This is a genomic window from Oryzihumus sp. (assembly GCF_054325275.1).
Map to the genome: position 1 here is coordinate 1 of NZ_JBTCWL010000040.1, position 23,678 is coordinate 23,678.

Genomic DNA, 23,678 nt, shown 5'->3' on the forward strand with positions numbered 1-23,678 from the left:
CTTCTTCCTGTGCACGCTGCCGTTCAGCCTGTTCGCGCTGGGGGAGGAGCGGGTCAGCTCGGCCCTGGCCGGCATCGGCAACGCGACCACGCCGATCGCCACGGTGCTCTTCGCCCTGCTCCTGCTGCCCTCGGACCGGATGGCGCTGGGCAAGGTGCTCGGCGTGCTGTCCGGGTTCGTCGGCGTGCTCGTGATCATGCAGCCGTGGCAGGCCGCCGGGCGTCCCGACCTCGTCGGCTTCGGCATGACCCTGGTGGCCGGCGCGTCCTACGGGATTGGCTGGACCTACAACCGGCGGTTCCTGGCCAAGGCCGACCTCGGCGGGCTGGCGCAGCCGACCGCGCAGCTGCTCATCGCGTCCGGGCAGATGGTGGTCGTGCTGCTCGTGTGGTGGCTGGCCAACCGCGGGCACGTCGCGGCGCCGTGGTCGCTGCACTCCTCCCCGTCGGCGGCGCTCGGCCCGCTGCTGGCCGTGACCGCGCTCGGGGTGGTCGGCACCGGCATCGCCTACTCGTTCCACTTCGACGTGGTCCGGGCTGCGGGCCCGACCGTGGGCTCGACCGTCACCTACCTGATCCCGGTCGTTTCCGTGGCGCTCGGCGTGCTGCTGCTGCACGAGCGCCTGCAGTGGCCGCAGGCACTCGGCGCGGCGATCGTGCTCTCGGCCGCGGTGCTCATCCAGCGCCCCGTCCGCAAGCCTCCGGTCACCGCCGCCACCTGACCACTGGTCAGAGGTCGAGGCGGTAGGCCAGCAGGTCCACGCCGGGGACGGGGGACCAGTCCCGCTCCGGCGTGCGGGTGAAACCGAGCCGCTCGTAGATCCGGTGCGCCGCCGTCATCTGCGGCTGGGTCGACAGCACGACCGCGCGGGCACCGGCGCGGCGAGCCTCGTCGAGGCAGGCCCGCACGAGGGCTTCGCCGACGCCCCGGCCGCGGGCCCGCGGCGAGACCGCCAGCATCCGGAACTCTGCCTCGCCCTCGCGGGACAGCTCGGCCATCCGGCTGCCGGCGACGGCGAATGTCACCGTTCCGACCGGCTCGTCGTCCCCATCGACCGCGACCAGCAGCAGGGCGTCGTGGGCCCGCCCGCCGGCGTCGGCCAGGCGCTCCGTGTAGTCCGCGTCCGCGGGGATGTGCCCGTCGTCGACGTAGGCCCGCACGGTGAGCGCCCCGACGGCGTCGTGGTCTCGCGGCTCGGCAGGGCGGACGGTGTAGTCGGACACCCCCTCATTGTGCGCACCCGTGGCGGAGGCCGACCCCCGCGTCCGGCAGCCGGTACCGCGCCTGCGGGAGCGGCCCGGTCGCCCTCCGGTTGTCGGTCCCGTGCGGCAGGATGTGGCCTGTGACCGACCTGCCCACCGACGTGCCCGACGACGCCCGCCACGAGTGGACCGCGCTCGCGGAGGAGGTGCGCGGGCACCAGTTCGCCTACTACGTGCGCGACGCCCCGACCATCAGCGACGGGGAGTACGACGCGCTGATGCACCGGTTGGAGCAGCTCGAGGAGCAGTATCCCGAGCTGCGCACCCCCGACAGCCCGACCCAGCAGGTGGGGGGCACGTTCTCCACCGAGTTCACCGCCGTCGACCACCTCGAGCGCATGATGAGCCTGGACAACGCGTTCAGCGCCGAGGAGCTCGCCGCCTGGGCGGCGCGGGTCGACCGCGACGCCGGCACGGCATACCACTTGCTGTGCGAGCTCAAGATCGACGGCCTGGCGATCAACCTGCTCTACGAGCGGGGCCGCCTCGTGCGCGCCGCGACCCGCGGCGACGGGCGCACCGGTGAGGACGTCACCCACAACGTGCGCACCATCGAGGGCGTCCCGCACGTCCTCGACGGCGACGGGCACCCCGAGCGCATGGAGGTGCGCGGCGAGGTGTTCTTCCCCGTCGCGGCGTTCGAGGAGCTCAACGCCGGGCTGGTCGAGGCCGGCAAGGCGCCGTTCGCCAACCCGCGCAACGCCGCCGCCGGCTCGCTGCGCCAGAAGGACCCGCGGGTCACCGCGTCCCGGCCGCTGCAGATGCTGGTCCACGGCATCGGCGCCCGCGACGGGTTCGAGATCGAGCGCCAGTCCGACGCCTACGCCCTGCTGCGGGACTGGGGCCTGCCGGTGTCGCAGCGCTACAAGGTCGTCGATGGACTGGCGCAGGTGCAGGACTACATCGACTACTACGGCGAGCATCGCCACTCGGTCGAGCACGAGCTCGACGGCATCGTCATCAAGGTCGACGAGGTCTCGGTGCAGCGCCGGCTCGGCTCGACCAGCCGGGCCCCGCGGTGGGCGATCGCGTTCAAGTACCCGCCCGAGGAGGTCAACACCAAGCTGCTCGACATCCGGGTCAACGTCGGGCGCACCGGCCGGGTCACCCCGTTCGGGGTGATGACCCCGGTCAAGGTCAGCGGCTCCACCGTCGAGATGGCCACGCTGCACAACGCCTTCGAGGTCAAACGCAAGGGCGTGCTCATCGGCGACACCGTCGTGCTGCGCAAGGCCGGCGACGTGATCCCCGAGATCGTCGGGCCGGTGGTCGACCTGCGCGACGGCAGCGAGCGGGAGTTCGTCATGCCGACGCACTGCCCCGAGTGCGGCACCGAGCTCGCCCCGCAGAAGGAGGGCGACAAGGACATCCGCTGCCCCAACAGCCAGTACTGCCCGGCGCAGCTGCGCGAGCGCGTCTTCGGCATGGCCAGCCGCGGCGCGTTCGACATCGAGGCGCTCGGCTGGGAGGGCGCCATCGCGCTGCTGGAGTCCGGGGTCATCGCCGACGAGGGCGACATCTTCTCGCTCACCGAGGAGGACATCGCCGGGGTCCCGCTCTACACCCGCGCCGCCAAGAAGGGCGAGGTCGAGGGCGACCTCGAGGGCGCCCGCGTGTTGTCGGCCAACGGCAAGCGCCTGGTCGCCAACCTCGAGGCCGCCAAGGCCCAGCCGTTGTGGCGGGTGCTCGTCGCCCTGTCGATCCGGCACGTCGGGCCGACCGCCGCCCGGGCCCTCGCCGGCCACTTCGGCTCCCTGGACGCGATCCGCGCCGCCGACCTGGACGAGCTCGCCGGGGTCGAGGGTGTCGGCCCGGTCATCGCCGAGGCGGTCACCGAGTGGTTCACCGTCGACTGGCACGTCGCCATCGTCGACAAGTGGGCCAAGGCCGGCGTACGGATGGCCGACGAGGTCGACGAGTCCACGCCCCGGACGCTGTCCGGCCTGACCGTCGTGGTCACCGGGTCGCTGGAGGGGTTCTCCCGCGACGAGGCCAAGGAGGCGATCCTGTCCCGGGGCGGCAAGGCGGCCGGGTCGGTGTCCAAGAAGACCGACTACGTCGTCGTCGGCGAGAACGCCGGGTCCAAGGCCGACAAGGCCCAGGAGCTGGGGCTGACCATCCTCGACGAGGCCGGCTTCCGCCGGCTGCTGGAGACCGGCAGCGCCGACTGACACGTGCAGCTGGGCCGCGTCGACCCACCGGTATGCCGCGGCGCGGCGCAGGTGGGCCGAGCGGGTTGCCGGCCACCCGGCATACCGGCCCGCCAGGCCGCGTGCACCGGCAGGACGCCGCACGGCTGCCCCCTAGACTGAGGCCCATGTCCGCTCTCACCCGCGACGAGGTCGCCCATCTGGCCATGCTCGCGCGCATCAACCTCAGCGACGCCGAGCTCGACAAGATGGCCGGCGAGCTGGCGGTCATCCTCGACTCGGTCGCCCGCGTGGGCGAGGTTGCTGCCGACGACATCCCGCCGACGTCCCACCCCCTGCCGCTGACCAACGTCACGCGGCGGGACGAGGTGCGCCCGAGCCTCGGGGCCGACGTGGCCCTCGCCGGCGCACCTGCCGCGGAGCAGCAGCGCTTCTCCGTGCCGCGCATCCTCGACGAGGACTGACGCGCCGGCGGCGCCCCTGTGCCGCCCCTGCCCGAGACCGTCTGCCGCACCCTGACCAAAGGTTCACCGTGACTTCCGACATCACCCGCGCGAGCGCCGCCGAGCTGGCGGACGCGCTCTCCCGCAAGGACATCAGCGCGGTCGAGGCCACCCAGGCCCACCTCGACCGGATCGCCGCCGTCGACGGCGCCGTCCACGCCTTCCTGCACGTCGACACCGACGGCGCCCTCGCCGCAGCCAAGGACATCGACCAGCGCCGCGCCGCGGGGGAGGACCTGCACGTCCTCGCCGGCGTGCCGATCGCGGTCAAGGACGTCATGGCCACCAAGGGCCTGCCGACCACGGCCGGCTCGAAGATCCTCGAGGGCTGGGTGCCGCCCTACGACGCGACCCTGGTCAGCAAGCTCAAGGCCGCCGGCATGCCGATCCTCGGCAAGACCAACATGGACGAGTTCGCGATGGGCTCCTCCACCGAGCACTCGGCCTACGGGCCCTCGCGCAACCCGTGGGACCTCGAGCGCATCCCCGGCGGCTCCGGCGGTGGCTCCTCCGCGGCCGTCGCCGCGTTCGAGGCGCCGCTGGCGATCGGCACCGACACCGGTGGCTCGATCCGTCAGCCCGCGGCCGTCACCGGCACCGTCGGCACCAAGCCGACCTATGGCGGCGTCTCCCGCTACGGCCTCATCGCCCTGGCCAGCAGCCTCGACCAGGCCGGCCCGTGCACCCGCACCGTGCTCGACGCGGCGCTGCTGCACTCGGTCATCGGCGGGCACGACCCGATGGACTCCACCTCGATCGACGCGCCCGTGCCGCCGGTGCTGGAGGCTGCGCGCCGGGCCGACGTCAAGGGCATGCGCATCGGCGTGGTCAAGGAGCTCGGCGGCGAGGGCTACCAGGCCGGGGTCCGCCAGCGCTTCGAGGAGTCCGTGCAGCTGCTCGTCGACGCCGGGGCCGAGGTCGTCGAGGTCTCCTGCCCGCACTTCGAGTACGCCCTCGCGGCCTACTACCTCATCCTGCCCAGCGAGGCGTCCTCCAACCTGGCCAAGTTCGACGCGATGCGCTACGGCCTGCGCGTCCTGCCCGAGGGGGTCGACGACCCCAGCGCCGAGCAGGTCATGGCGGCCACCCGCGAGGCCGGCTTCGGTGACGAGGTCAAGCGCCGCATCATCCTGGGCACCTACGCGCTGTCCAGCGGCTACTACGACGCCTACTACGGCCAGGCGCAGAAGGTCCGCACGCTGATCTCCCGCGACTTCGCCGCCGCGTTCGAGAAGGTCGACGTGCTCGTCTCGCCGACCGCCCCGACGACCGCGTTCAAGATCGGGGAGAAGCTCGAGGACCCGATGGCGATGTACCTCAACGACATCGCCACCATCCCGGCCAACCTCGCCGGCGTGCCCGGCATGTCGCTGCCCAGCGGCCTGGCCCCCGAGGACGGGCTGCCCACCGGCATCCAGATCCTCGCCCCGGCCACCAAGGACGAGCGCCTGTACGGCGTGGGCGCGGCTCTCGAGGGCCTGCTCTCCGACCGCTGGGGCGGGCACCTGCTCGCGCAGGCGCCCGACCTCGCCGACCTGACCTCCGCCGTCGCCAAGGAGGCGCGCGCATGACCACCACCACCGCTGCCGAGAAGGTCCTCGACTACGCCGAGGCCCTGGCCTCCTTCGACCCGGTGATGGGCCTCGAGGTCCACGTCGAGCTCAACACCGCGACCAAGATGTTCTGCGGCTGCGCCACCGAGTTCGGCGCCGAGCCCAACTCCCAGGTCTGCCCGGTCTGCCTCGGCCTGCCCGGCGCACTGCCGGTCGTCAACGACAAGGCCGTGGAGTCGGCGATCCGCATCGGCCTGGCGCTGAACTGCGAGATCGCGGAGTGGTGCCGGTTCGCCCGGAAGAACTACTTCTACCCGGACATGCCGAAGAACTTCCAGACCTCGCAGTACGACGAGCCGATTGCGTTCAACGGCTACCTCGACGTAGAGCTCGAGGACGGCACGACCTACCGCGTGGAGATCGAGCGCGCCCACATGGAGGAGGACACCGGCAAGTCGCTGCACGTCGGTGGCGCCACCGGCCGCATCCACGGCGCCGACTACTCCCTGGTCGACTACAACCGGGCCGGCATCCCGCTGATCGAGATCGTCACCAAACCGCTGGTCGGTGCGGGGGAGCGGGCGCCGGAGGTGGCCCGTGCCTATGTCGCCACCCTGCGTGACCTGCTGCGGGCGCTGCACGTCAGCGACGTGCGCATGGAGCAGGGATCGCTGCGCTGCGACGCCAACGTCTCGCTGCGTCCCAGGGCCGAGGACCAGCAGGCCGTGCCGTTCGGCACCCGCACCGAGACCAAGAACGTCAACTCGCTGCGCTCGGTGGAGCGGGCGGTGCGCTACGAGATCACCCGCCAGGCCGCGATCCTGACCGGTGGGGGCTCCATCACCCAGGAGACCCGGCACTGGCACGAGGACACCGGCGTCACGACCTCGGGCCGGGTGAAGTCCGACGCCGAGGACTACCGCTACTTCCCCGAGCCCGACCTGGTGCCGGTCGCCCCGACCCGCGAGCTGGTCGAGGACCTGCGCGAGACGCTGCCCGAGCCGCCGGCCCAGCGCCGTCGCCGGCTGCAGGGCGACTGGGGCTTCTCCGACCTGGAGATGCGCGACGTCGTCAACGCCGGGGCGGTCGAGCTCATCGAGGAGACCGTCGAGGCCGGCGCGAGCCCGGCCGGCGCCCGCAAGTGGTGGTCCGGTGAGCTGGCCCGCCGCGCCAACGCCGAGGGCCGCGACGTGGCCGACTTCGGGGTCACCCCGGCGCACATCGCCGAGCTCGACGGCCTGGTCTCCTCCGGCCGGCTCAACGACTCCATGGCCCGCCAGGTGCTCGAAGGCGTCATCGCCGGCGAGGGGGCCCCGACCGAGGTGGCCGACGCCCGTGGCCTGCAGATCGTCAGCGACGACGGCGCGCTCGGCGCGGCGGTCGACACCGTGATCGAGGCGAACCCGGACGTGGCCGCCAAGATCCGCGACGGCAAGGTCCAGGCCGCCGGCGCGCTCATCGGCCAGGTCATGAAGGAGATGAAGGGCCAGGCTGACGCGGCCAAGGTCCGCACGCTGATCCTGGAGAAGCTTGGCGTCTCCTGATCGTTCCCGGCGACCTTCTGGGTCGTCGGCTGGGACAGTGGCTCTTGGGCCTGCTCGCAAGCTCCCTTGACGGCCCGGCGAGCCACTGTCCCAGCCTCCTCAGAATCAGGCCGGCGAGCCACTGTCCCAGCGTCCTCAGGCCGTTCGTACGCCCGCGTCACGGCCGCGCCGCGCGAGTCACTGCCCCAGCCTTCTGCTCGGCACGCCGGGTCGGGCGCCTGCTCCTAGAGTCAGCCCGTGACTGAGCCAACGACCAGTGAGCGCGACCGGCTGCAGTACTTCCTGGACCAGCAGCGCGGCGCCGTGCTGGCGATCATCGAGGGGCTGGGCGAGGACCAGCTGCACACGCCGGTGCTTCCCTCCGGCTGGACGCCCATCGGGCTGGTCCTGCACCTGGCCGGCGCCGAAGCCCTGTGGTTCCAGCGTGTCGCCCAGGGAGACAACCCGCAGGTGGCCTGGGAGGACGGCATCGACGACCCGCCCTACGACCCCGAGGCCTCGTTCACGACCGGGCACTCCAGCGCTGCCGTGATCGACCGCTACCGGCGTCAGTGCAGGATCTCGAACGAGATCCTGCACTCGCTCGACCTGGACGCCCCGCTGCGCGGCGGGCTCGGGTTCGACTGGCCGGGCGAGCCCATCACCGACGTTCGCTGGGTGGCCCTGCACCTGATCGAGGAGACCGCACGCCATGCCGGCCACCTTGATGCGGCCCGAGAGCTGCTCGACGGCGTCACCGGCCTCGGCCCCCGCTAGGGAAGCGCCTCGCGGTACCAGTCGGTGGGGAGGATGACGATCCGGTCGTCCCCGGGGCGGGGGCTGCCGCGGAAGGTGTTGCTCGTGACCAGCCACAGCCTCCCGTCGGGCGCGGAGACGACGGTGCGCAGGCGTCCGTAGCCGCGGTACAACAGCCGGCGGGGCTGTCCCGCGGACGTGCCGCCATCGAGCGGCACCCGCCAGAGGCACTCCCCGCGCAGCGCCGCGAGGTAGGCGGCCCCGTCGGCGCCGATCGCCAGCCCGCTGGGGGAGGCGTCGTCGGTGGGCCACTGCACCAGCGGGTCCACGAAGCCGGAGTGGTGGGCGATGCCCTCGACCAGCGGCCACCCGTAGTTGGCTCCCGGACGGATGAGGTTGAGCTCGTCCCAGGTGTCCTGCCCGAACTCGCTGGCGTACATCCGCCCGTGCGGGTCCCACGCGATGCCCTGCACGTTGCGGTGCCCAAGGCTCCACACCGCCGACCCCGGGAACGGGTTGCCCGGCGCCGGGGCGCCGTCGGCGGTGACCCGCAGGATCTTGCCGCCCAGGGAGCCGCGGTCCTGCGCGTTGGGGCGGAAGCCGGCATCGCCCGTGGTGACGTAGAGGTAGCCGTCCGGGCCGAACGCCAGCCGCCCGCCGTTGTGGTTCCCGGCCTTCGGGATGCCGCTGAGGATGACCCCCTCCGGGTGAAGGACATTGGCGCGCAACGACATCCGCAGCACCCGGTTGTCCCCGGCGGCCGTGGCGTAGACGAACAGCTGGTGGTCCGAGGCGAAGTGGGGGGACAGCGCGATACCGAGGAGGCCACCCTCCCCGCCGGGGACGACCCCCGGCACCCGGCCGAGGACGCGAGGACGCGCGCCCGGCCGGACCAGCAGCACCCGGGCGGTATCGCGCTCGGTCACCAGCGCTCTGCCGTCACCGAGCAGGGCCAGGCCCCACGGCACGGACAGCCCCGTGGCCACCGTCGTGGTCGTGCTGACCGGTGAGGGGGTCGGTGAGGGCAGCGACGAGGTGTCGGGAGGTGGCGGCGACGCCGCTGTGGGGGAGGTGCCTGCAGCCGCCGGGGCGCTCGAGACCACGGGCCCGGCCGGGGTGCCCGCGGTGCACCCGGCCAGGGCCACCGCCGTCGCGACGAGGACCGCCGCGGTCGCCCGCATGGCACCGATTCTCGCAGTTGGGGAATACCAGCGCGCCCCGGCGGCTTGAACACCATGGACGGTAGACGCGGACAGCGTTGCCATCCAACCCCCTTGTTCATCGCGGGACCGACTCGTCGGCTCCCGCGATCTGACGACCTCAGGAGGCCGCTGTGACCATGAACGCCACCCCGACCCGAATCTCTGCGGCCCCCACCTCCGACGCCACCACCTGCACGCCGCGCCTGCAGGTCCCCCGTTACCCGCGGGTGCGCTTCGCGTTGTCGGAGCGGGCCGCCCGCCGTCACCTCGAGCAGTTCGAGGGCAAGCAGGGCCGGTAACGTCGGGCGCATGCCCGTCATCTCCCTGCCCGACGCCGAGTGGTCGCAGCGGGTTGGCGCGCTGGCCGGGGTGGAGGTGGTCCACTGGGACATGACCTGTCCCGCGCCGCGCGCCGACGAGCTTGAGCTGGTGGTGCCGCCCTACCTCGGGGCGCGCGAGCACCTCCGCGACCTGCGTGACCTGCCCCGGCTGCGCCTGGTGCAGCTGCTGACGGCCGGCTTTGACGACGCCCTCCCGCACATCGGGCCGGGGGTGCAGCTGGCCAACGCGGCGGGGGTGCACGACGCCTCCACCGCCGAGCTGGCCGTGGGCCTGACCCTGGCCGCCGAGCGCGGCCTGCCCGAGTTCGTCGCGGCCCAGGAGCGCTCGCAGTGGCTGCCGACCACGATCCGCGGCTCGCTGGCGGACAAGAAGGTCCTGGTCCTCGGCTACGGCTCGATCGGGCATGCCGTCGCGCGCCGGATGGCGCCGTTCGAGGTCAGCCTGACCGCCGTCGCCTCGCGGGCCCGCGCCGGCGACGAGCTCGTCCCGAGCGTGCACGGCGTCGACGAGCTGCCCGACCTGCTGCCCCAGCAGGATGTCGTGGTGGTCATCGTGCCGCTCACCGACCAAACCACGGGTCTGGTGGACGACGCCTTCCTCGCCGCGATGAAGCCGGGTGCCCTGCTGGTCAACGTGGCCCGCGGCAAGGTCGTCGACACCGACGCCCTGGTCGCCGCCCTGTATGCCGGCCGGGTGCGGGCCGCCCTCGACGTCACCGACCCCGAGCCGCTGCCCGGCGACCACCCGCTCTGGCGAGCCCCCGGCGCGCTCATCAGCCCGCACGTCGGCGGCGCCACCGACGCCTTTGCCCCGCGAGCGGCGCGGCTGCTGCGCGAGCAGCTGTCCGCCTTCGTCGGCGGCCGGCCGCCGCTCAACGTGGTCCACAGCGGCTGAACCCGTTGCCGCTGTCGGTCCCGCGGTCCAGACTGCGAGACATGACGCAGACTGTGGTGGGGATCGGGACGCGCAAGGGGCTCTGGCTGGCGCGCAGTGAGGACAGGCGGACGTGGTCCCTGGAGGGGCCGCAGTTCATGATGCGCGAGGTGCCGAGCATCGCCTTCGACACCCGCGAGGGGCGTGACCGGGTGCTGGTGGGCGTGCGCTCGGAGCACTGGGGGCCGACCGTGATGCGCAGCGAGGACGGTGGCCGGTCCTGGGACGAGACGCCGGAGGGGGCGATCCGCTTCCCGGAGGACACCGGCGCGGCCCTCGCCCGGGTCTGGCAGCTGGTCCCCGACCCGCACGACGCCGACGTGGTCTGGGCCGGCACGGAGCCCCACGGCCTGTGGCGCAGCGCCGACGGCGGGCGCACCTTCGAGCTGGTGCGCGGCCTGTGGGACCACCCGCACCGCCCCGAGTGGGGTGAGGGCGCCGGTGGCGGGGCCATCCACACGATCCTGCCCGACCCGCGCTCCGCCGAGTCCATGCTCGTGGCCATGAGCACCGGCGGGGTCTACCGCACCGCCGACGCCGGGCGCACGTGGGAGGCAAGCAACCGCGGGATCAAGGCCTCGTTCTACCCCGACCCGTTCCCCGAGTTCGGCCAGTGCGTGCACAAGGTCGCCCGCGACGCCGCCGAGCCCTCGCGCCTCTACGCGCAGAACCACCACGGGGTCTACCGCTCCGACGACGACGGCGCCTCGTGGGAGTCGATCGCCGAGGGGCTGCCCACCGACTTCGGCTTCGTGATGCAGGCCCACCCGCACCGCGGCGACAGCGTCTGGGTCGTGCCGATCACCTCCGACCGCGAGCACGTGCCCCCGCACGGCGAGCTGCAGGTGCAGCACACCACCGACGGCGGCCGGACCTGGCAGGTCCACGACTCCGGCCTCCCGCAGCCGTCGTGGACCTGCGTGCTGCGCGACGCGTCCGGCGTCGACACCCACGAGGACACCGGCTTCTACTTCGGCACCCGCAACGGCGACGTCTACGCCTCCACCGACGGCGGGGCCTCGTTCACCCGGATCGCCGAGCAGCTGCCCGACGTGCTGTGCGTGCGGGCGGTGGACCTGTCGTGAGCCCCGACGTGCGGGTCGTCCTGCCCGGGGTGCTGCGCGAGCTGGCCGGCGGGCAGGCCGAGCTCGACGTCCCCTGCGAGGAGGGCGCCGTCGTGCGCGACGTTCTCGACCGGGCGCTGGCCGACCGGCCCCTGCTGGGCGCCCGGGTCCGCGACGAGACCGGCGCGATGCGCCGGCACGTCAACGTCTTCCTCGACGGTCGCGACGTCAGGTTCGACGCGGGTCAGGACACCCCGGTGCGCGCCGGCGGCGTCATCCACATCCTGCCCTCGGTCTCCGGCGGCTGAGTCACTGCGCGGGGGCCAGGAGGTGGGTCGCGAACCACGTCGCGGCGTGGTCGGCCACCTGCTCCAGGGCGCCCGGCTCCTCGAACAGGTGGGTCGCCCCCGGCACCACCACCAGGTCGGCCCGGGGCAGTGCCGCAAGGGCACGCTCGTTGAGTCGCAGCACGACCTCGTCCCGGGCGCCTACGAGGAGCAGCACGGGGCAGCTGACCGCCCCGAGCGCCTCCCCTGCCAGGTCGACCCGGCCGCCCCGGGAGACGACCGCCCGGACTGCCGGCGACCCGGCGGCGGCGATGAGGGCGGCGGCCGCCCCGGTGCTCGCGCCGAACAGGCCCAGCGGCAGGGCGCCGAGCACGGGCTGCCGGCTGACCCACCCGGCAGCGCCGGAGAGCCGGTGCGCCAGCAGGGGGATGTCGAAGCGGTAGCTGCCGTCGCGTAAGTCGACCCGCTCCTCGTCCTCGGTGAGCAGGTCCAGCAGCACGGTGGCGAGGCCGCGGTCCTGCAGCGCCTTGGCGACCTGCCGGTTGCGCGGGCTGTGCCGGCTGCTGCCGCTGCCGTGGGCGAACATCACCACGCCGGTGGCCCGGTCGGGCAGCGAGAGGTCCGCCTCGAGGGTGACGTCGTTCCCCACCGAGACCGCGCGGGTCGTGACGCGGTGTGCCACGAGCCCCAGTATCCGGCGGCCGGTCACCACCGCCTCCCACCGAAGGTCCCGGTCGGGTCAGCCCGCGGCCGGCCCCTCCGAGACGGCGGCCAGCACCAGCGGCAGGAAGCGCCGCTCCAGGCTGCCGCGTGGCACCTGCCGCGGCTCGAGCAGGTGCTGGGCCATGCCGCCCTGGTAGACGGCCAGCGCCAGCCGCACGAACTCCTCCGGGGTGACCGAGAGCTCGACCCCGTGCTCCTGCGCGATGCGCCGGACGAGGCGCGCGAGCTGGCGGCGGACCTGGGCCTGCTGTCGGGCCCACGCCTTGCCGGCGACCTTGTCGCGGATCGCGTGGAGGGTGAACTCGGTCTGCAGCAGGAACCACTGCTCCTGGGCCTGCGGGCTCTCCGCCCAGACGTCGAAGACCCCCTCGAGGATGGTCTCGGGGTCAGCCGACTCCCGGGCCGCCAGCTGCTCCACCCGCTCGGCGAGCCGGCTCACGTGCTGCTCGTACAAGGCCAGGACCAGGTCGTCCTTGGAGCCGAAGTTGGAGTAGAACGCCCCGCGCGTGAACCCGGCCCGCTCGCAGATGTCCTCGACGCTGGCACCGTGGAAGCCGCGGTCGGCGAAGACCTCGGTCGCCGCCCTGAGCAGCCGGGCCCGGGTGGCCTCGCGCCGGGCGGTCCGGGGCGCCGCGGAGGCGGCGGTGGTGGGAGAGGTCACGCCCGGGCCGGTCGCTCGCGTCATGACCAGAGAATACACTCGTGTATTGAATACATATTTGTATCGAGATAGATGGGTGGTGCGACGTGCACATCCACGTCGAGGACGTCGAGCTGGCCGGCAGCCACGCCCCGCTGCTGCTGCCGACCTCGCTGGAGGCGCGCAGCGGTGAGGTGACGCTGGTGGCCGGGGACCCGGGATACGGGCACGTGGGCCTGGCGCTGGCGGTCGCGGGACGCATGGTCCCGGCCGCGGGGCGGGTCCTGGTGGACGGCATCGAGGACCGGGCCCGGCTCCAGCGGGCCGTGGCCCTCGTGGACCTGGCCGGGGTCAGCGAGCCCGACGGCGGGCTGCCGGTGCGTGCCGTCCTCGCCGAGGAGCTGGCGCTCGCGGCCCGACCGGCGCGCCGCCGGGACGTCCTGTCCTTCCTCGCGCAGCACGAGGCGGGCGAGCTGGCGGGGGAGCGCTGGGAGCACGTGCCGGCCGGGCTGCGCACCGCCTGGCTGGCCGAGCTCGCCGGCAGCCGCCGGGGGGTCGAGGCCCTCGTCCTGGCCAACCCCGACCGCTTCGGCGGCGACCCGTTCGCGTGGTGGTCGGTCGCCCACGGGCTCGCCGCCCGCGGCCTCGCCGTCGTCGTGCAGTGCACCCACGCCTCGGCCCGCCTGCTGCGCCACCCCGTCCACCACGAGCTGGGAGCCTCCGCATGACCGCCCTGCGCCTCGCCCTCAACGAGCTGCGCCGCCTGACCTCCGGCAAGCTGCCGCGGATGGCGCTCGCCGCCGTGGTGCTCGTCCCCACGATCTACGCCGGGCTCTACCTCTACGCCAACAAGGACCCCTACGGCGGCCTCAGCCGGGTCCCGGCCGCCGTCGTCGTCGAGGACACCGGCACCACGCTGGCCAACGGTGAGCGGCTCGACGCCGGCCCGCAGGTGGGCCATGACCTCGTCGCCTCGCGCAGCTTCGACTGGCACCGGGTCTCGCGCGCCGAGGCCGTGCGCGGGGTCGCGGAGGACCGCTACGACTTCGCCCTGATCGTGCCGCGGGACTTCTCCGCCGCCCTCGCCTCCAGCGCCGAGTTCCACCCCCGGCAGGCGCAGCTGGAGATCGAGACCAACGACGCCAACAACTACCTCGCGCACACGATCGCGGGCAATGTCGTGGCCCAGGTGAGCAAGTCCGTGGCCGAGAAGGTCAGCTCGACTGCGGCCAACCAGCTGCTGCTGGGCTTCTCCACGATCCACGACAAGGTCGAGCAGGCCACGTCCGGCGCCGGCCGGCTCGCGGACGGGCTCGGCACCGCCGAGCAGGGCTCGGCCGACCTCGCGGGCGGCGCCGGCCGCCTGGTCGCCGGCGAGCGGGACCTTGTCTCCGGCACCGACAGGCTCGCCACCGGGATCGACCGGGCGGACAGCGGGGCGCACCGACTCAGTGACGGCACCGGCCGGCTCGCCGACGGCCTCGCCACGATGGACCGGCAGACCGCCACCCTGCCCGCGCAGACCCGGGCCCTGGCCGACGGTGCCCAGCGGGTGGCCGACGGCAACGCCCGCATGGCGGCCGGCGCGAGGGACGTCGCCGCGGCTTCGCAGCGCCTCGCCGACTCGGTGAGCGGCACGAACGGCACCCTGGCCGCCGCGCTGCGGGCCCAGGGCCTCGACGACGCCCAGGTGGCGCAGGTCCTCGCCGTGACCAGCCGGCTCAGCGCGCCGGTGACCGACGCCAACGCGCGGGTCCAGCAGCAGACCGGCCAGCTCACCGCGCTCTCCGACGGGTCCAACCAGGTGGCCGCAGGAGCCCGCCGCCTCGCCGACGCCGCCGGGCCGCTGCACGCCGGCATCCACCAGGCCTCGACCGGCGCCGCGCAGGCGCACAGCGGCGCCTCGTCCCTTGCCGGCGGGCTCGACCAGCTCTCCACCGGCGCGCACCGGCTCCAGTCCGGCCAGCGCCGGGCCCTCGACGGTGCGCAGCAGCTGCAGTCCGGCGCCGACACGCTGCACGGCGGCCTCGGCACGCTGCGCCGGGGTGCGGACCGGCTGCACAGCGGGCTGGCCCAGGGGTTGCGCTCGATCCCCGACCCCAGCGCCGCCAACCGCAAGGCTGTCGCCCAGACCATCGGCGACCCCGTGGGCGTGCACAACACCAACCAGGCCAGCGCCGGCAGCTACGGCGCCGGGCTCGCTCCGTTCTTCCTGTGCCTTGCCCTGTGGATCGGCGCCTACGTGATGTTCCTGCTCGTGCGCCCGCTGTCCACCCGGGCGATGGTCGCCGGCCAGCCCTCGTGGCGGGTCGCGCTCGGCGGCTGGCTGCCGACCGTGGTCATCGGCGCGGCCCAGGTGGCGGTCGTGCTGGCCGTGGTGTTCCTCGGCATCGACCTGCACGCCGCGCACCCGCTCGGCGTCGTCGGCCTCGCCCTGCTCACCTCGGCGACCTTTGTGGCGATCCTGCACCTGCTCGCCGCGCGGCTGGGGTCGGTCGGCAAGTTCCTCGGCCTGGTGCTCCTGGTCCTGCAGCTGGTCAGCGCCGGTGGCACCTTCCCCTGGCAGACGTTGCCGCTGCCGCTGCACGCCCTGCACCACGTGCTCCCGATGGGCTACGCCATCGACGGCCTGCGGCACCTGATGTACGGCGGGTCCCTCACCTCCGTGGGCCGGGACGTCGCGGTGCTGCTGGCCTACCTCTTGCTGGCGCTCGCCGGGTCGAGCGCGACCGCCCGGCGCGCCCGGGTGTGGACCGCGTCCCGGGTCAAGCCCGAGCTCGTGCTGTGAACCACTGGCGCGTCGGCGGCTGCTTCGGGATCCTCGGAGGGTGACCGTCGCAGACCGAACGCTGATCCTGCTGCGCCACTCCAAGGCCGAGCACGGCGGGGGGACGCCCGACATGGAACGCCCGCTGTCCCCGCGCGGGCAACGCGACGCCGAGGCCGTCGGCCAGTGGTTCGCCGACCAGGACCTCGTGGCCGACCTCGTCGTCTGCTCCCCGTCGGTGCGCACCCGCCAGACGTGGGAGACCGCCGCGGAGGCCGGGGCCGAGGCCGGCGACGTCTGGTACGACCGGCGTGTCTACGACGCCAGCTCCGACGAGCTCCTCGACGTGGTGCGGGAGGTGCCCGAGGACGCGGCGGTGGTCGTGCTCGTGGGGCACGCACCCGGCATACCGGCGCTCGTCGGCGACCTCGCCGTCAGCGGGGGAGGCTCGGAGCGGGCCTGGGCCCGCCTCGACGACGGCCTGCCGACCTCGGGGATCGCGGTGCTGTCCTTCACCGGCAGCTGGGCCGAGCTCGGCCCCGAGGACGCCGTGCTGGAGGACGTCCTCGCCCCGCGCGGCTGAAGCGCCACGACCGCTTGCCGAGACGGCCGTCCCAGTCCTCGGACGCCGGGTCCTATGATCCGCTCATGACGCAGACGCCGACCACTGCCCAGGGCACGCCCGACATCAAGCCACGCAGCCGCGACGTCACCGACGGCCTCGAGAAGGCCGCCGCGCGGGGGATGCTCCGGGCGGTCGGCATGGGGGACGAGGACTTCGCCAAGCCCCAGATCGGCGTCGCCAGCTCGTGGAACGAGATCACCCCGTGCAACCTGTCGCTGGACCGGCTGGCCAAGGCGGTCAAGGACGGCGTGCACGCCGGGGGCGGCTACCCGCTGGAGTTCGGCACGATCAGCGTCAGCGACGGCATCTCGATGGGCCACGAGGGCATGCACTTCTCCCTCGTCAGCCGCGAGATCATCGCCGACTCGGTCGAGACGGTCATGCAGGCCGAGCGGCTCGACGGCAGCGTCCTGCTCGCCGGGTGCGACAAGTCCCTGCCCGGCATGCTCATGGCCGCTGCGCGCCTCGACCTGTCCAGCGTGTTCCTGTATGCCGGGTCGATCCTGCCGGGGATCGCCAGGCTCAGCGACGGCACGGAGAAGACGGTCACGATCATCGACGCGTTCGAGGCGGTCGGGGCCTGCGCCGCCGGCCGGATGAGCCGCGAGGACGTCGACGCGATCGAGCGGGCGATCTGCCCGGGCGAGGGTGCCTGTGGCGGCATGTACACCGCCAACACCATGGCCAGCGTGGCCGAGGCGATCGGCATGAGCCTGCCCGGCAGTGCCGCCCCGCCGGCCACCGACCGGCGCCGGGACGGCTTCGCCCGGCGTTCGGGCGAGGCCGTCGTCGAGCTGCTCCGCCGTGGGATCACCGCGCGCCAGATCATGACCCGTGAGGCGTTCGAGAACGCCATCGCCGTGGTCATGGCCTTCGGCGGCTCGACCAACGCGGTGCTGCACCTGTTGGCCATGGCCCACGAGGCCGAGGTCGAGCTGAGCATCGAGGACTTCCAGCGGATCGGCGCTCGCGTGCCGCACCTGGCCGACGTCAAGCCGTTCGGGCAGTACGTCATGACCGACATCGACCGGGTCGGGGGAGTGCCGGTGGTGATGCGGGCGCTGCTCGACGCCGGCCTGCTGCACGGTGACTGCCTCACCGTCACCGGCCGTACCGTCGCCGAGAACCTCGCCCACATCCGCCCGCCGGACCCCGACGGCCACGTGCTGCGTGCCATCGGGTCGCCGATCCATGCCACCGGCGGCCTGACCATCCTCAAGGGCTCGCTGGCCCCCGAGGGCGCCGTGGTCAAGACGGCCGGCTTCGACGAGACCGTGTTCGAGGGCACCGCCCGGGTCTTCGACGGGGAGCGGGCCGCGATGGACGCGGTCGAAGCGGGCGACCTGGCGGCCGGCGACGTCGTCGTCATCCGCTACGAGGGGCCCAAGGGCGGCCCGGGGATGCGCGAGATGCTCGCGGTCACCGGCGCGATCAAGGGCGCCGGCCTGGGCAAGGACGTGCTGCTGCTGACCGACGGGCGCTTCTCCGGCGGCACCACCGGTCTGTGCGTCGGCCACGTGGCGCCCGAGGCGGTGGACGCCGGGCCGATCGCGTTCGTCCGCAACGGCGACCGGATCCGCCTCGACGTGGCGTCCGGGACGCTGGACCTGCTGGTGCCCGATGAGGTGCTGGCGGAGCGAGCCCAGGGCTTCGAGCCGCCCGCGGGCAAGTACCCCCGGGGCGTCCTGGCGAAGTACCGCAAGCTGGTCCAGAGCGCGTCCAGGGGCGCCGTCTGCGGCTGACCGGCCGGGATGGGCGTCCCACGAAACGGACGTCCATCCCAGATGTTGGGACGAAGGAGGGGGCCGATTGACACCCTTTCGGCCCGGGGCGCAAGGTGGGGCCGTGGCCCTGAACCTCGTACTCCCCAAGCGCGCCGACTGAACCGCCAGTCAGCGCGCTGCCCCTCCTGTCCGCCACCGGACCGAGGGGCTTTTTTGTCGGCGGAGGACGCCTCAGGCAGCACCACCACGCACCCGCGGGTGCACCAGACAGGACGTGAAAAGGGTGACGACAGTGACCGACGGAACCGCCTCCGGGCCCGGCTCGAACCCCGAGCCGCACGCCCCCTCGCCCGCTGACCTGGCCTCGAGCCGCCACCGTGGCAGCGTCACGGTCACCGGCGCGCAGAGCCTCGTCCGCTCCCTGGAGTCGGTCGGCGTCGACACCGTCTTCGGCATCCCCGGCGGGGCGATCCTGCCGGCCTACGACCCGCTGCTGGACTCCACCAAGGTGCGCCACATCCTCGTCCGCCACGAGCAGGGCGCCGGACACGCCGCCGAGGGCTACGCCGCCGCGACCGGCAGGGTCGGGGTCTGCATGGCCACCAGCGGCCCCGGGGCGACCAACCTCGTGACCGCGATCGCCGACGCCTACATGGACTCGGTGCCGATGGTCGCGATCACCGGCCAGGTGTCCTCGAGCGCGATCGGCACCGACGCCTTCCAGGAGGCGGACATCCGCGGCATCACGATGCCGATCACCAAGCACAACTACCTGGTCACCGACGCGGCGCAGATCCCGCGGGCGATCGCCGAGGCGTTCCACATCGCCTCCACCGGCCGTCCCGGCCCGGTGCTGGTCGACATCAGCAAGGACGCGCTGCAGGCGCAGACGACGTTCGAATGGCCGCCGAAGATCGACCTGCCCGGCTATCGCCCGGTGGCGCGCCCGCACAACAAGCAGATCCGCGAGGCCGCCAGGCTCATCGCCGAGTCGCGTCGTCCCGTGCTCTACGTCGGCGGCGGCGTGATCCGCGCCGGGGCCAGCGACGCGCTGCGCGAGCTCGTCGAGCTCACCCAGATCCCCGTGGTCACCACCTTGATGGCCCGCGGCGCCGTGCCGGACCGCCACCCCCTCAACCTCGGTATGCCGGGCATGCACGGCACCGTCGCGGCCGTCACCGGCCTGCAGAAGGCCGACCTGCTCATCACGCTCGGCGCCCGCTTCGACGACCGGGTCACGGGGCAGCTGTCCACGTTCGCCCCGCACGCCAAGGTCATCCACGCCGACATCGACCCGGCCGAGATCTCCAAGAACCGCGTCGCGGACGTGCCGATCGTGGGGGACTGCAAGGACGTCATCCACGAGCTGCTCGGCGCCATCCGGGCCGACCACGAGGCCGGCCAGCGAGGGGACTACACGTCCTGGCACGAGCAGGTGCAGGAGTGGAAGTCGACCTACCCGCTGGGCTACACCGCCCCCGAAGGTGACTCGGTCGCCCCCCAGCACGTCATCGAGCGGATCGGCGCGATCAGCGGGCCGGAGTCGGTGTTCGTCGCCGGCGTCGGCCAGCACCAGATGTGGGCGGCGCAGTTCATCAGCTACGAGCGGCCCAACAGCTGGGTCAACTCCGGCGGCCTGGGCACGATGGGCTTCGCGGTGCCCGCGGCGATGGGCGCCAAGGTCGCCGAGCCGCATCGCACCGTGTGGGCGATCGACGGCGACGGCTGCTTCCAGATGACCAACCAGGAGTTGGCCACCTGCGTCATCAACAACATCCCGATCAAGGTCGCGGTGATCAACAACTCCAGCCTGGGCATGGTCCGGCAGTGGCAGACGCTCTTCTACAACGAGCGCTACTCCAACACCGACCTGCACACGAGCGTCAACCGGCGGGTGCCCGACTTCGTCAAGCTCGCCGACGCCTACGGCTGCGTGGGCCTGCGCTGCGAGACGCCTGACCAGGTCGACGCCACGATCGCCAAGGCGATGGAGATCAACGACGTGCCCGTGGTCGTGGACTTCGTGGTGCACCGCGACGCGATGGTCTGGCCGATGGTCCCGGCCGGCGTGAGCAACGACAAGATCCAGACGGCTCGGGGCATGACCCCCGTGTGGGAGCGTGAAGAGTGATGAGCAAGCACACCCTGTCGGTGCTCGTGGAGAACAAGCCCGGCGTGCTCGCGCGCATCGCCGGCCTGTTCTCCCGGCGCGGCTTCAACATCGACTCCCTCGCGGTCGGACCGACCGAGCACCCGGAGATCTCCCGGATGACGGTCGTGGTCGACGTGGAGGACCTGCCGCTGGAGCAGGTGACCAAGCAGCTGAACAAGCTCATCGAGGTGCTCAAGGTGGTCGAGCTCGACCGGGCCGCCTCGGTGCAGCGAGAGATCCTGCTGGTCAAGGTCAAGGCCGACCTGTCCAGCCGGTCCCACGTGCTGGAGACCGCCCAGCTGTTCCGCGCCAAGGTCGTCGACGTCGCCCCCGACGCGGTGACCATCGAGGCCACCGGCAACAGCGACAAGCTCGAGGCGCTCCTGCGCGTCCTGGAGCCGTTCGGCATCAAGGAGCTCGTGCAGTCCGGCATGGTCGCCATCGGCCGCGGACCGCGCTCCATCACCGACCGTGCCCTGCGGTCCGCCTGAGGCGACCCACCCGTCCGGGGTGACCCACGGCATACCCGCACCACCGCCTGTTCCACCAAACCGAAGGAGTGGCCGACGTGGCCGAGATGTTCTACGACGACGACGCTGACCTGTCCGTGATCCAGGGCCGCAAGGTCGCCGTCATCGGGTACGGCAGCCAGGGGCACGCCCACGCGCTCAACCTGCGCGACTCCGGCGTCGACGTGCGCGTCGGCCTGGCCGAGGGCAGCCGTTCGAAGGCCAAGGCCGAGGCCGAGGGCCTGCGGGTCCTGCCGGTCGCCGAAGCGGTGCAGGAGGCCGACCTCATCGTCATCCTCACCCCCGACCAGGTGCAGCGGAAGGTCTACGCCGAGTCGATCGAGCCGCACCTGAAGGACGGCGCCGCGCTGTTCTTCGGGCACGGCTTCAACATCCGCTTCGGCTACATCACGGCGCCGGAGAGCGTCGACGTGGCCATGGTCGCCCCCAAGGGCCCGGGCCACCTGGTCCGGCGCGAGTACGTCGACGGCCGTGGCGTGCCCGTGCTCGTCGCCGTCGAGAAGGACGCCTCGGGCAAGGCCTGGGACCTGGCGAAGTCCTACGCCAAGGCGATCGGTGGCCGGCGCGCCGGCGGCATCAAGACGACCTTCACCGAGGAGACCGAGACCGACCTGTTCGGCGAGCAGGCGGTGCTCTGCGGTGGGGCCTCGCAGCTGGTGCAGTACGGCTTCGAGACGCTCATCGAGGCCGGCTACCAGCCCGAAGTGGCCTACTTCGAGTGCCTGCACGAGCTCAAGCTCATCGTCGACCTCATGTACGAGGGCGGCATCGCCAAGCAGCGCTGGTCGGTCTCCGACACGGCCGAGTACGGCGACTACGTCTCCGGCCCGCGGGTCATCGACGCGCACGTGAAGGAGAACATGCAGGCGGTCCTGAAGGACATCCAGGACGGCACCTTCGCCAAGCGCTTCATCGACGACCAGGACGCCGGCTCCCCGGAGTTCTCCGCCCTGCGCGCCAAGGGCGAGCAGCACCCGATCGAGAAGACCGGCCGTGAGCTGCGCTCGCTGATGAGCTGGATCAAGCCGGCCGACAGCGACTACACGGAGGGCACCGCCGCCCGCTGAGGCGGCGCCGCCAGGGGCGCGCGGCCCGCGCGCCGGGCACCCGGCATACCGACGAGGGACTGGTCAAAGGTGTGATCAGTCCCTCGTCGCGTGCGCGAGGGGTGGGCGATTTGCGAGGTTCGGGACTACCGTGGGCCCGCTCCCGCCCTGGAAGGGGAATCGATCGATGCTGCACACCGTCGTGCCTGCAGAAGGACTGCGCCTCAACATGGGAGGCGCCGACTACCTGATCCTGGCCACCTACTTCGCGGTGGTCCTGTTCATCGGCTTCGCCGTCCGGCGCAGCATCCACAACAGTGAGGACTTCTTCCTCTCCGGGCGGTCCCTGCCCGCGTGGATCACCGGCCTGGCGTTCATCTCGGCCAACCTCGGCGCCACCGAGATCTTCGGCATGGCGGCCAACGGCGCCAAGTACGGCATCTCGACCGTGCACTACTACTGGATCGGCGCCGTCCCGGCGATGATCTTCCTGGCGCTGGTGATGATGCCGTTCTACTACGGCTCCAAGGTGCGCAGCGTGCCGGAGTACCTCCGCCGCCGGTTCAACTCGCCGACCCACCTGTTCAACGCCGGCACCTTCGCGGTGTCCGCGGTGGCGCAGGCCGGCGTCAACCTGTTCGCGTTCTCGGTGATCCTCGAGGCGCTGCTCGGCTGGCCGAAGTACGTCTCGATCCTCGCCGCCGGCGCCTTCGTCCTCGTCTACATCACCCTCGGCGGCCTGTCCTCGGCCATCTACAACGAGGTGCTGCAGTTCTTCGTCATCCTCGCCGGCCTCATCCCGCTGACGTTCGTCGGCCTCAAGGCGGCCGGCGGCTGGGACGGCCTGACCGGCAAGATCCAGGGCAACAAGAACGCCGGCGAGGGCTTCCTGCACGCCTGGCAGGGCACGGCCATCGGCCACGTGACCAACCCGATCGGCTCCAACTGGCTGGTCATCGCCATGGGCCTGGGCTTCGTCCTCAGCTTCGGCTACTGGACCACCAACTTCGCCGAGGTGCAGCGCGCGCTGTCGGCGCAGAACATGTCCGCCGCCCGGCGCACGCCGATCATCGGCGCGTTCCCCAAGCTGGTCATCCCGTTCTTCACCGTGATCCCCGGCCTGATCGCCCTGGCCATGATCCCCGGCCTGGGCCAGACCGACACCGAGGGCAAGGGCCTGACCTACAACGACGCGATCCCCGCGCTGATGGAGCGCTACCTGCCCTCCGGCGTGCTCGGCGTCGCGGTCACCGGCCTGCTGGCGGCGTTCATGGCCGGCATGGCGGCCAACATCTCCAGCTTCAACACGGTCTTCACGTACGACATCTGGCAGGACTACGTGAAGAAGGACCGCCCCGACGGCTACTACCTGCGCGTCGGCCGGATCGTCACCGTGATCGGTGTCCTCGGCGGCATCGGGACGGCGTTCATCGCCTCCCGGTTCAACTCGATCATGGACTACCTGCAGCTGCTGTTCTCCTTCTTCAACGCGCCGCTGTTCGCCACCTTCATCCTCGGCCTGTTCTGGAAGCGGATGACCGGCTGGGGCGGCTTCTGGGGCCTGGTCGCCGGCACGCTCGGTGCCGCGGCCGCCTGGGGCGCCGGCCAGCTCGGCTGGGTCCACTACCTCAGCGACAGCGACGGCAACTTCAAGGGCGCGATCGTGGCGTTCGTCGCCGACGTCGTGGTCTCGGTGCTGGTCACTCTGGCCAGCCGGCCCAAGCCGGTCACCGAGCTCCAGGGCCTGGTCTACGGCCTGGGCAAGCACGACATGAGCGCCGGCGCCGTGGTCGGCGACGAGGCGTGGTACCGCTCGCCGGTCGTCTTCGGCCTGCTGGCCCTGGCGCTGTCCTTCGCCCTGTACATCCCGTTCATCTAGGCCCCAAGGAGCGTCAG

General features: G+C 72.5%; 22 protein-coding genes. 18 read left to right on the forward strand and 4 right to left on the reverse strand.

The genetic code is table 11. The annotated features are described in order from the left end of the window. A partial coding sequence (locus ACXVGS_RS11580) for a DMT family transporter (protein WP_458536973.1) occupies positions 1 to 721 on the forward strand: 721 nt, incomplete at its 5' end. 7 nt (positions 722 to 728) lie between these two features. On the opposite strand, the gene ACXVGS_RS11585 is transcribed toward ACXVGS_RS11580, so the two are convergent. Beyond that, positions 729 to 1,223 (reverse strand): GNAT family N-acetyltransferase, encoded by a 495-nt coding sequence (locus ACXVGS_RS11585; protein ID WP_458530296.1) that lies wholly within the window; start codon positions 1,221 to 1,223, stop codon positions 729 to 731. A 110-nt stretch (positions 1,224 to 1,333) separates the two neighbouring features. On the opposite strand from ACXVGS_RS11585, the gene ligA reads away from it, so the two are divergent. From ligA to ACXVGS_RS11610, 5 genes are all read left to right on the forward strand, one after another. Then, the gene (gene ligA, locus ACXVGS_RS11590; protein ID WP_458536974.1) at positions 1,334 to 3,433 is read left to right on the forward strand and encodes an NAD-dependent DNA ligase LigA; all 2,100 of its coding nucleotides are present in this window, start codon (positions 1,334 to 1,336) and stop codon (positions 3,431 to 3,433) included. Positions 3,434 to 3,579: 146 nt separating this feature from the next. Then, on the forward strand, positions 3,580 to 3,876 hold the full coding sequence (gatC, locus tag ACXVGS_RS11595; protein ID WP_141789059.1) for an Asp-tRNA(Asn)/Glu-tRNA(Gln) amidotransferase subunit GatC: 297 nt from the start codon (positions 3,580 to 3,582) through the stop codon (positions 3,874 to 3,876). Between the two features lie 68 nt (positions 3,877 to 3,944). Next, the gene (gene gatA, locus ACXVGS_RS11600) at positions 3,945 to 5,486 is read left to right on the forward strand and encodes an Asp-tRNA(Asn)/Glu-tRNA(Gln) amidotransferase subunit GatA (protein WP_458534000.1); all 1,542 of its coding nucleotides are present in this window, start codon (positions 3,945 to 3,947) and stop codon (positions 5,484 to 5,486) included. Beyond that, a complete protein-coding gene (gene gatB / locus ACXVGS_RS11605) occupies positions 5,483 to 7,012 on the forward strand; it encodes an Asp-tRNA(Asn)/Glu-tRNA(Gln) amidotransferase subunit GatB (RefSeq protein ID WP_458534578.1) in 1,530 nt (509 codons plus the stop codon). Before gatA ends, gatB begins: the two co-directional genes overlap by 4 nt. 237 nt (positions 7,013 to 7,249) lie before the next feature. Beyond that, positions 7,250 to 7,768: a DinB family protein gene (locus tag ACXVGS_RS11610; RefSeq protein ID WP_458531214.1), complete on the forward strand. Its 519-nt coding sequence runs from the start codon at positions 7,250 to 7,252 to the stop codon at positions 7,766 to 7,768. On the opposite strand, the gene ACXVGS_RS11615 is transcribed toward ACXVGS_RS11610, so the two are convergent. Next, positions 7,765 to 8,928 carry a PQQ-dependent sugar dehydrogenase gene (locus tag ACXVGS_RS11615; protein ID WP_458536975.1) on the reverse strand — a complete coding sequence of 388 codons (1,164 nt, stop codon included), beginning with the start codon at positions 8,926 to 8,928 and terminating at the stop codon, positions 7,765 to 7,767. The two genes, ACXVGS_RS11610 and ACXVGS_RS11615, sit on opposite strands and share 4 nt — an antisense overlap. A gap of 158 nt (positions 8,929 to 9,086) precedes the next feature. Between ACXVGS_RS11615 and ACXVGS_RS11620 the strand changes: the two genes are divergently transcribed. From ACXVGS_RS11620 to ACXVGS_RS11635, 4 genes are read left to right on the forward strand one after another with little or no spacing between them, the layout of a single operon-like run. Then, the gene (locus ACXVGS_RS11620; RefSeq protein WP_458530302.1) at positions 9,087 to 9,248 is read left to right on the forward strand and encodes a hypothetical protein; all 162 of its coding nucleotides are present in this window, start codon (positions 9,087 to 9,089) and stop codon (positions 9,246 to 9,248) included. A gap of 10 nt (positions 9,249 to 9,258) precedes the next feature. Further along, complete coding sequence (locus ACXVGS_RS11625) at positions 9,259 to 10,185, forward strand: 2-hydroxyacid dehydrogenase (RefSeq protein ID WP_458530303.1); 927 nt, start codon at positions 9,259 to 9,261, stop codon at positions 10,183 to 10,185. Positions 10,186 to 10,226: 41 nt separating this feature from the next. Next, positions 10,227 to 11,309 (forward strand): WD40/YVTN/BNR-like repeat-containing protein, encoded by a 1,083-nt coding sequence (locus tag ACXVGS_RS11630; RefSeq protein WP_458530304.1) that lies wholly within the window; start codon positions 10,227 to 10,229, stop codon positions 11,307 to 11,309. After that, complete coding sequence (locus tag ACXVGS_RS11635) at positions 11,306 to 11,596, forward strand: ubiquitin-like small modifier protein 1 (RefSeq protein WP_221632528.1); 291 nt, start codon at positions 11,306 to 11,308, stop codon at positions 11,594 to 11,596. Before ACXVGS_RS11630 ends, ACXVGS_RS11635 begins: the two co-directional genes overlap by 4 nt. A 1-nt stretch (position 11,597) precedes the next feature. Here ACXVGS_RS11635 and ACXVGS_RS11640 read toward each other — a convergent pair whose 3' ends face one another. Together ACXVGS_RS11640 and ACXVGS_RS11645 are read right to left on the reverse strand one after the other, a co-directional pair. Next, complete coding sequence (locus tag ACXVGS_RS11640; RefSeq protein WP_458533790.1) at positions 11,598 to 12,257, reverse strand: dienelactone hydrolase family protein; 660 nt, start codon at positions 12,255 to 12,257, stop codon at positions 11,598 to 11,600. Between the two features lie 57 nt (positions 12,258 to 12,314). Beyond that, positions 12,315 to 12,983 (reverse strand): TetR/AcrR family transcriptional regulator, encoded by a 669-nt coding sequence (locus tag ACXVGS_RS11645; RefSeq protein WP_458530306.1) that lies wholly within the window; start codon positions 12,981 to 12,983, stop codon positions 12,315 to 12,317. Positions 12,984 to 13,045: 62 nt separating this feature from the next. On the opposite strand from ACXVGS_RS11645, the gene ACXVGS_RS11650 reads away from it, so the two are divergent. From ACXVGS_RS11650 to ACXVGS_RS11685, 8 genes are all read left to right on the forward strand, one after another. Continuing rightward, positions 13,046 to 13,666, forward strand: a complete 621-nt coding sequence (locus tag ACXVGS_RS11650) for a hypothetical protein (RefSeq protein WP_458530307.1) — start codon at positions 13,046 to 13,048, stop codon at positions 13,664 to 13,666. Beyond that, on the forward strand, positions 13,663 to 15,726 hold the full coding sequence (locus ACXVGS_RS11655; protein WP_458536976.1) for a YhgE/Pip family protein: 2,064 nt from the start codon (positions 13,663 to 13,665) through the stop codon (positions 15,724 to 15,726). The genes ACXVGS_RS11650 and ACXVGS_RS11655 overlap by 4 nt, the downstream gene beginning before the upstream one ends. 40 nt (positions 15,727 to 15,766) lie before the next feature. Then, positions 15,767 to 16,288, forward strand: a complete 522-nt coding sequence (locus tag ACXVGS_RS11660; protein WP_221632527.1) for a SixA phosphatase family protein — start codon at positions 15,767 to 15,769, stop codon at positions 16,286 to 16,288. A gap of 65 nt (positions 16,289 to 16,353) precedes the next feature. Then, positions 16,354 to 18,072: a dihydroxy-acid dehydratase gene (ilvD, locus tag ACXVGS_RS11665; protein ID WP_458530309.1), complete on the forward strand. Its 1,719-nt coding sequence runs from the start codon at positions 16,354 to 16,356 to the stop codon at positions 18,070 to 18,072. A gap of 340 nt (positions 18,073 to 18,412) precedes the next feature. Next, positions 18,413 to 20,185 carry an acetolactate synthase large subunit gene (locus ACXVGS_RS11670; RefSeq protein ID WP_458530312.1) on the forward strand — a complete coding sequence of 591 codons (1,773 nt, stop codon included), beginning with the start codon at positions 18,413 to 18,415 and terminating at the stop codon, positions 20,183 to 20,185. Then, positions 20,185 to 20,697: an acetolactate synthase small subunit gene (ilvN, locus tag ACXVGS_RS11675; RefSeq protein ID WP_458530310.1), complete on the forward strand. Its 513-nt coding sequence runs from the start codon at positions 20,185 to 20,187 to the stop codon at positions 20,695 to 20,697. The genes ACXVGS_RS11670 and ilvN overlap by 1 nt, the downstream gene beginning before the upstream one ends. Positions 20,698 to 20,774: 77 nt before the next feature. Beyond that, positions 20,775 to 21,803, forward strand: a complete 1,029-nt coding sequence (gene ilvC, locus ACXVGS_RS11680; RefSeq protein WP_458536977.1) for a ketol-acid reductoisomerase — start codon at positions 20,775 to 20,777, stop codon at positions 21,801 to 21,803. Positions 21,804 to 21,969: 166 nt separating this feature from the next. Beyond that, positions 21,970 to 23,661: a sodium:solute symporter family protein gene (locus ACXVGS_RS11685; RefSeq protein ID WP_458530554.1), complete on the forward strand. Its 1,692-nt coding sequence runs from the start codon at positions 21,970 to 21,972 to the stop codon at positions 23,659 to 23,661. The last annotated feature ends 17 nt before the right edge of the window (positions 23,662 to 23,678 follow it).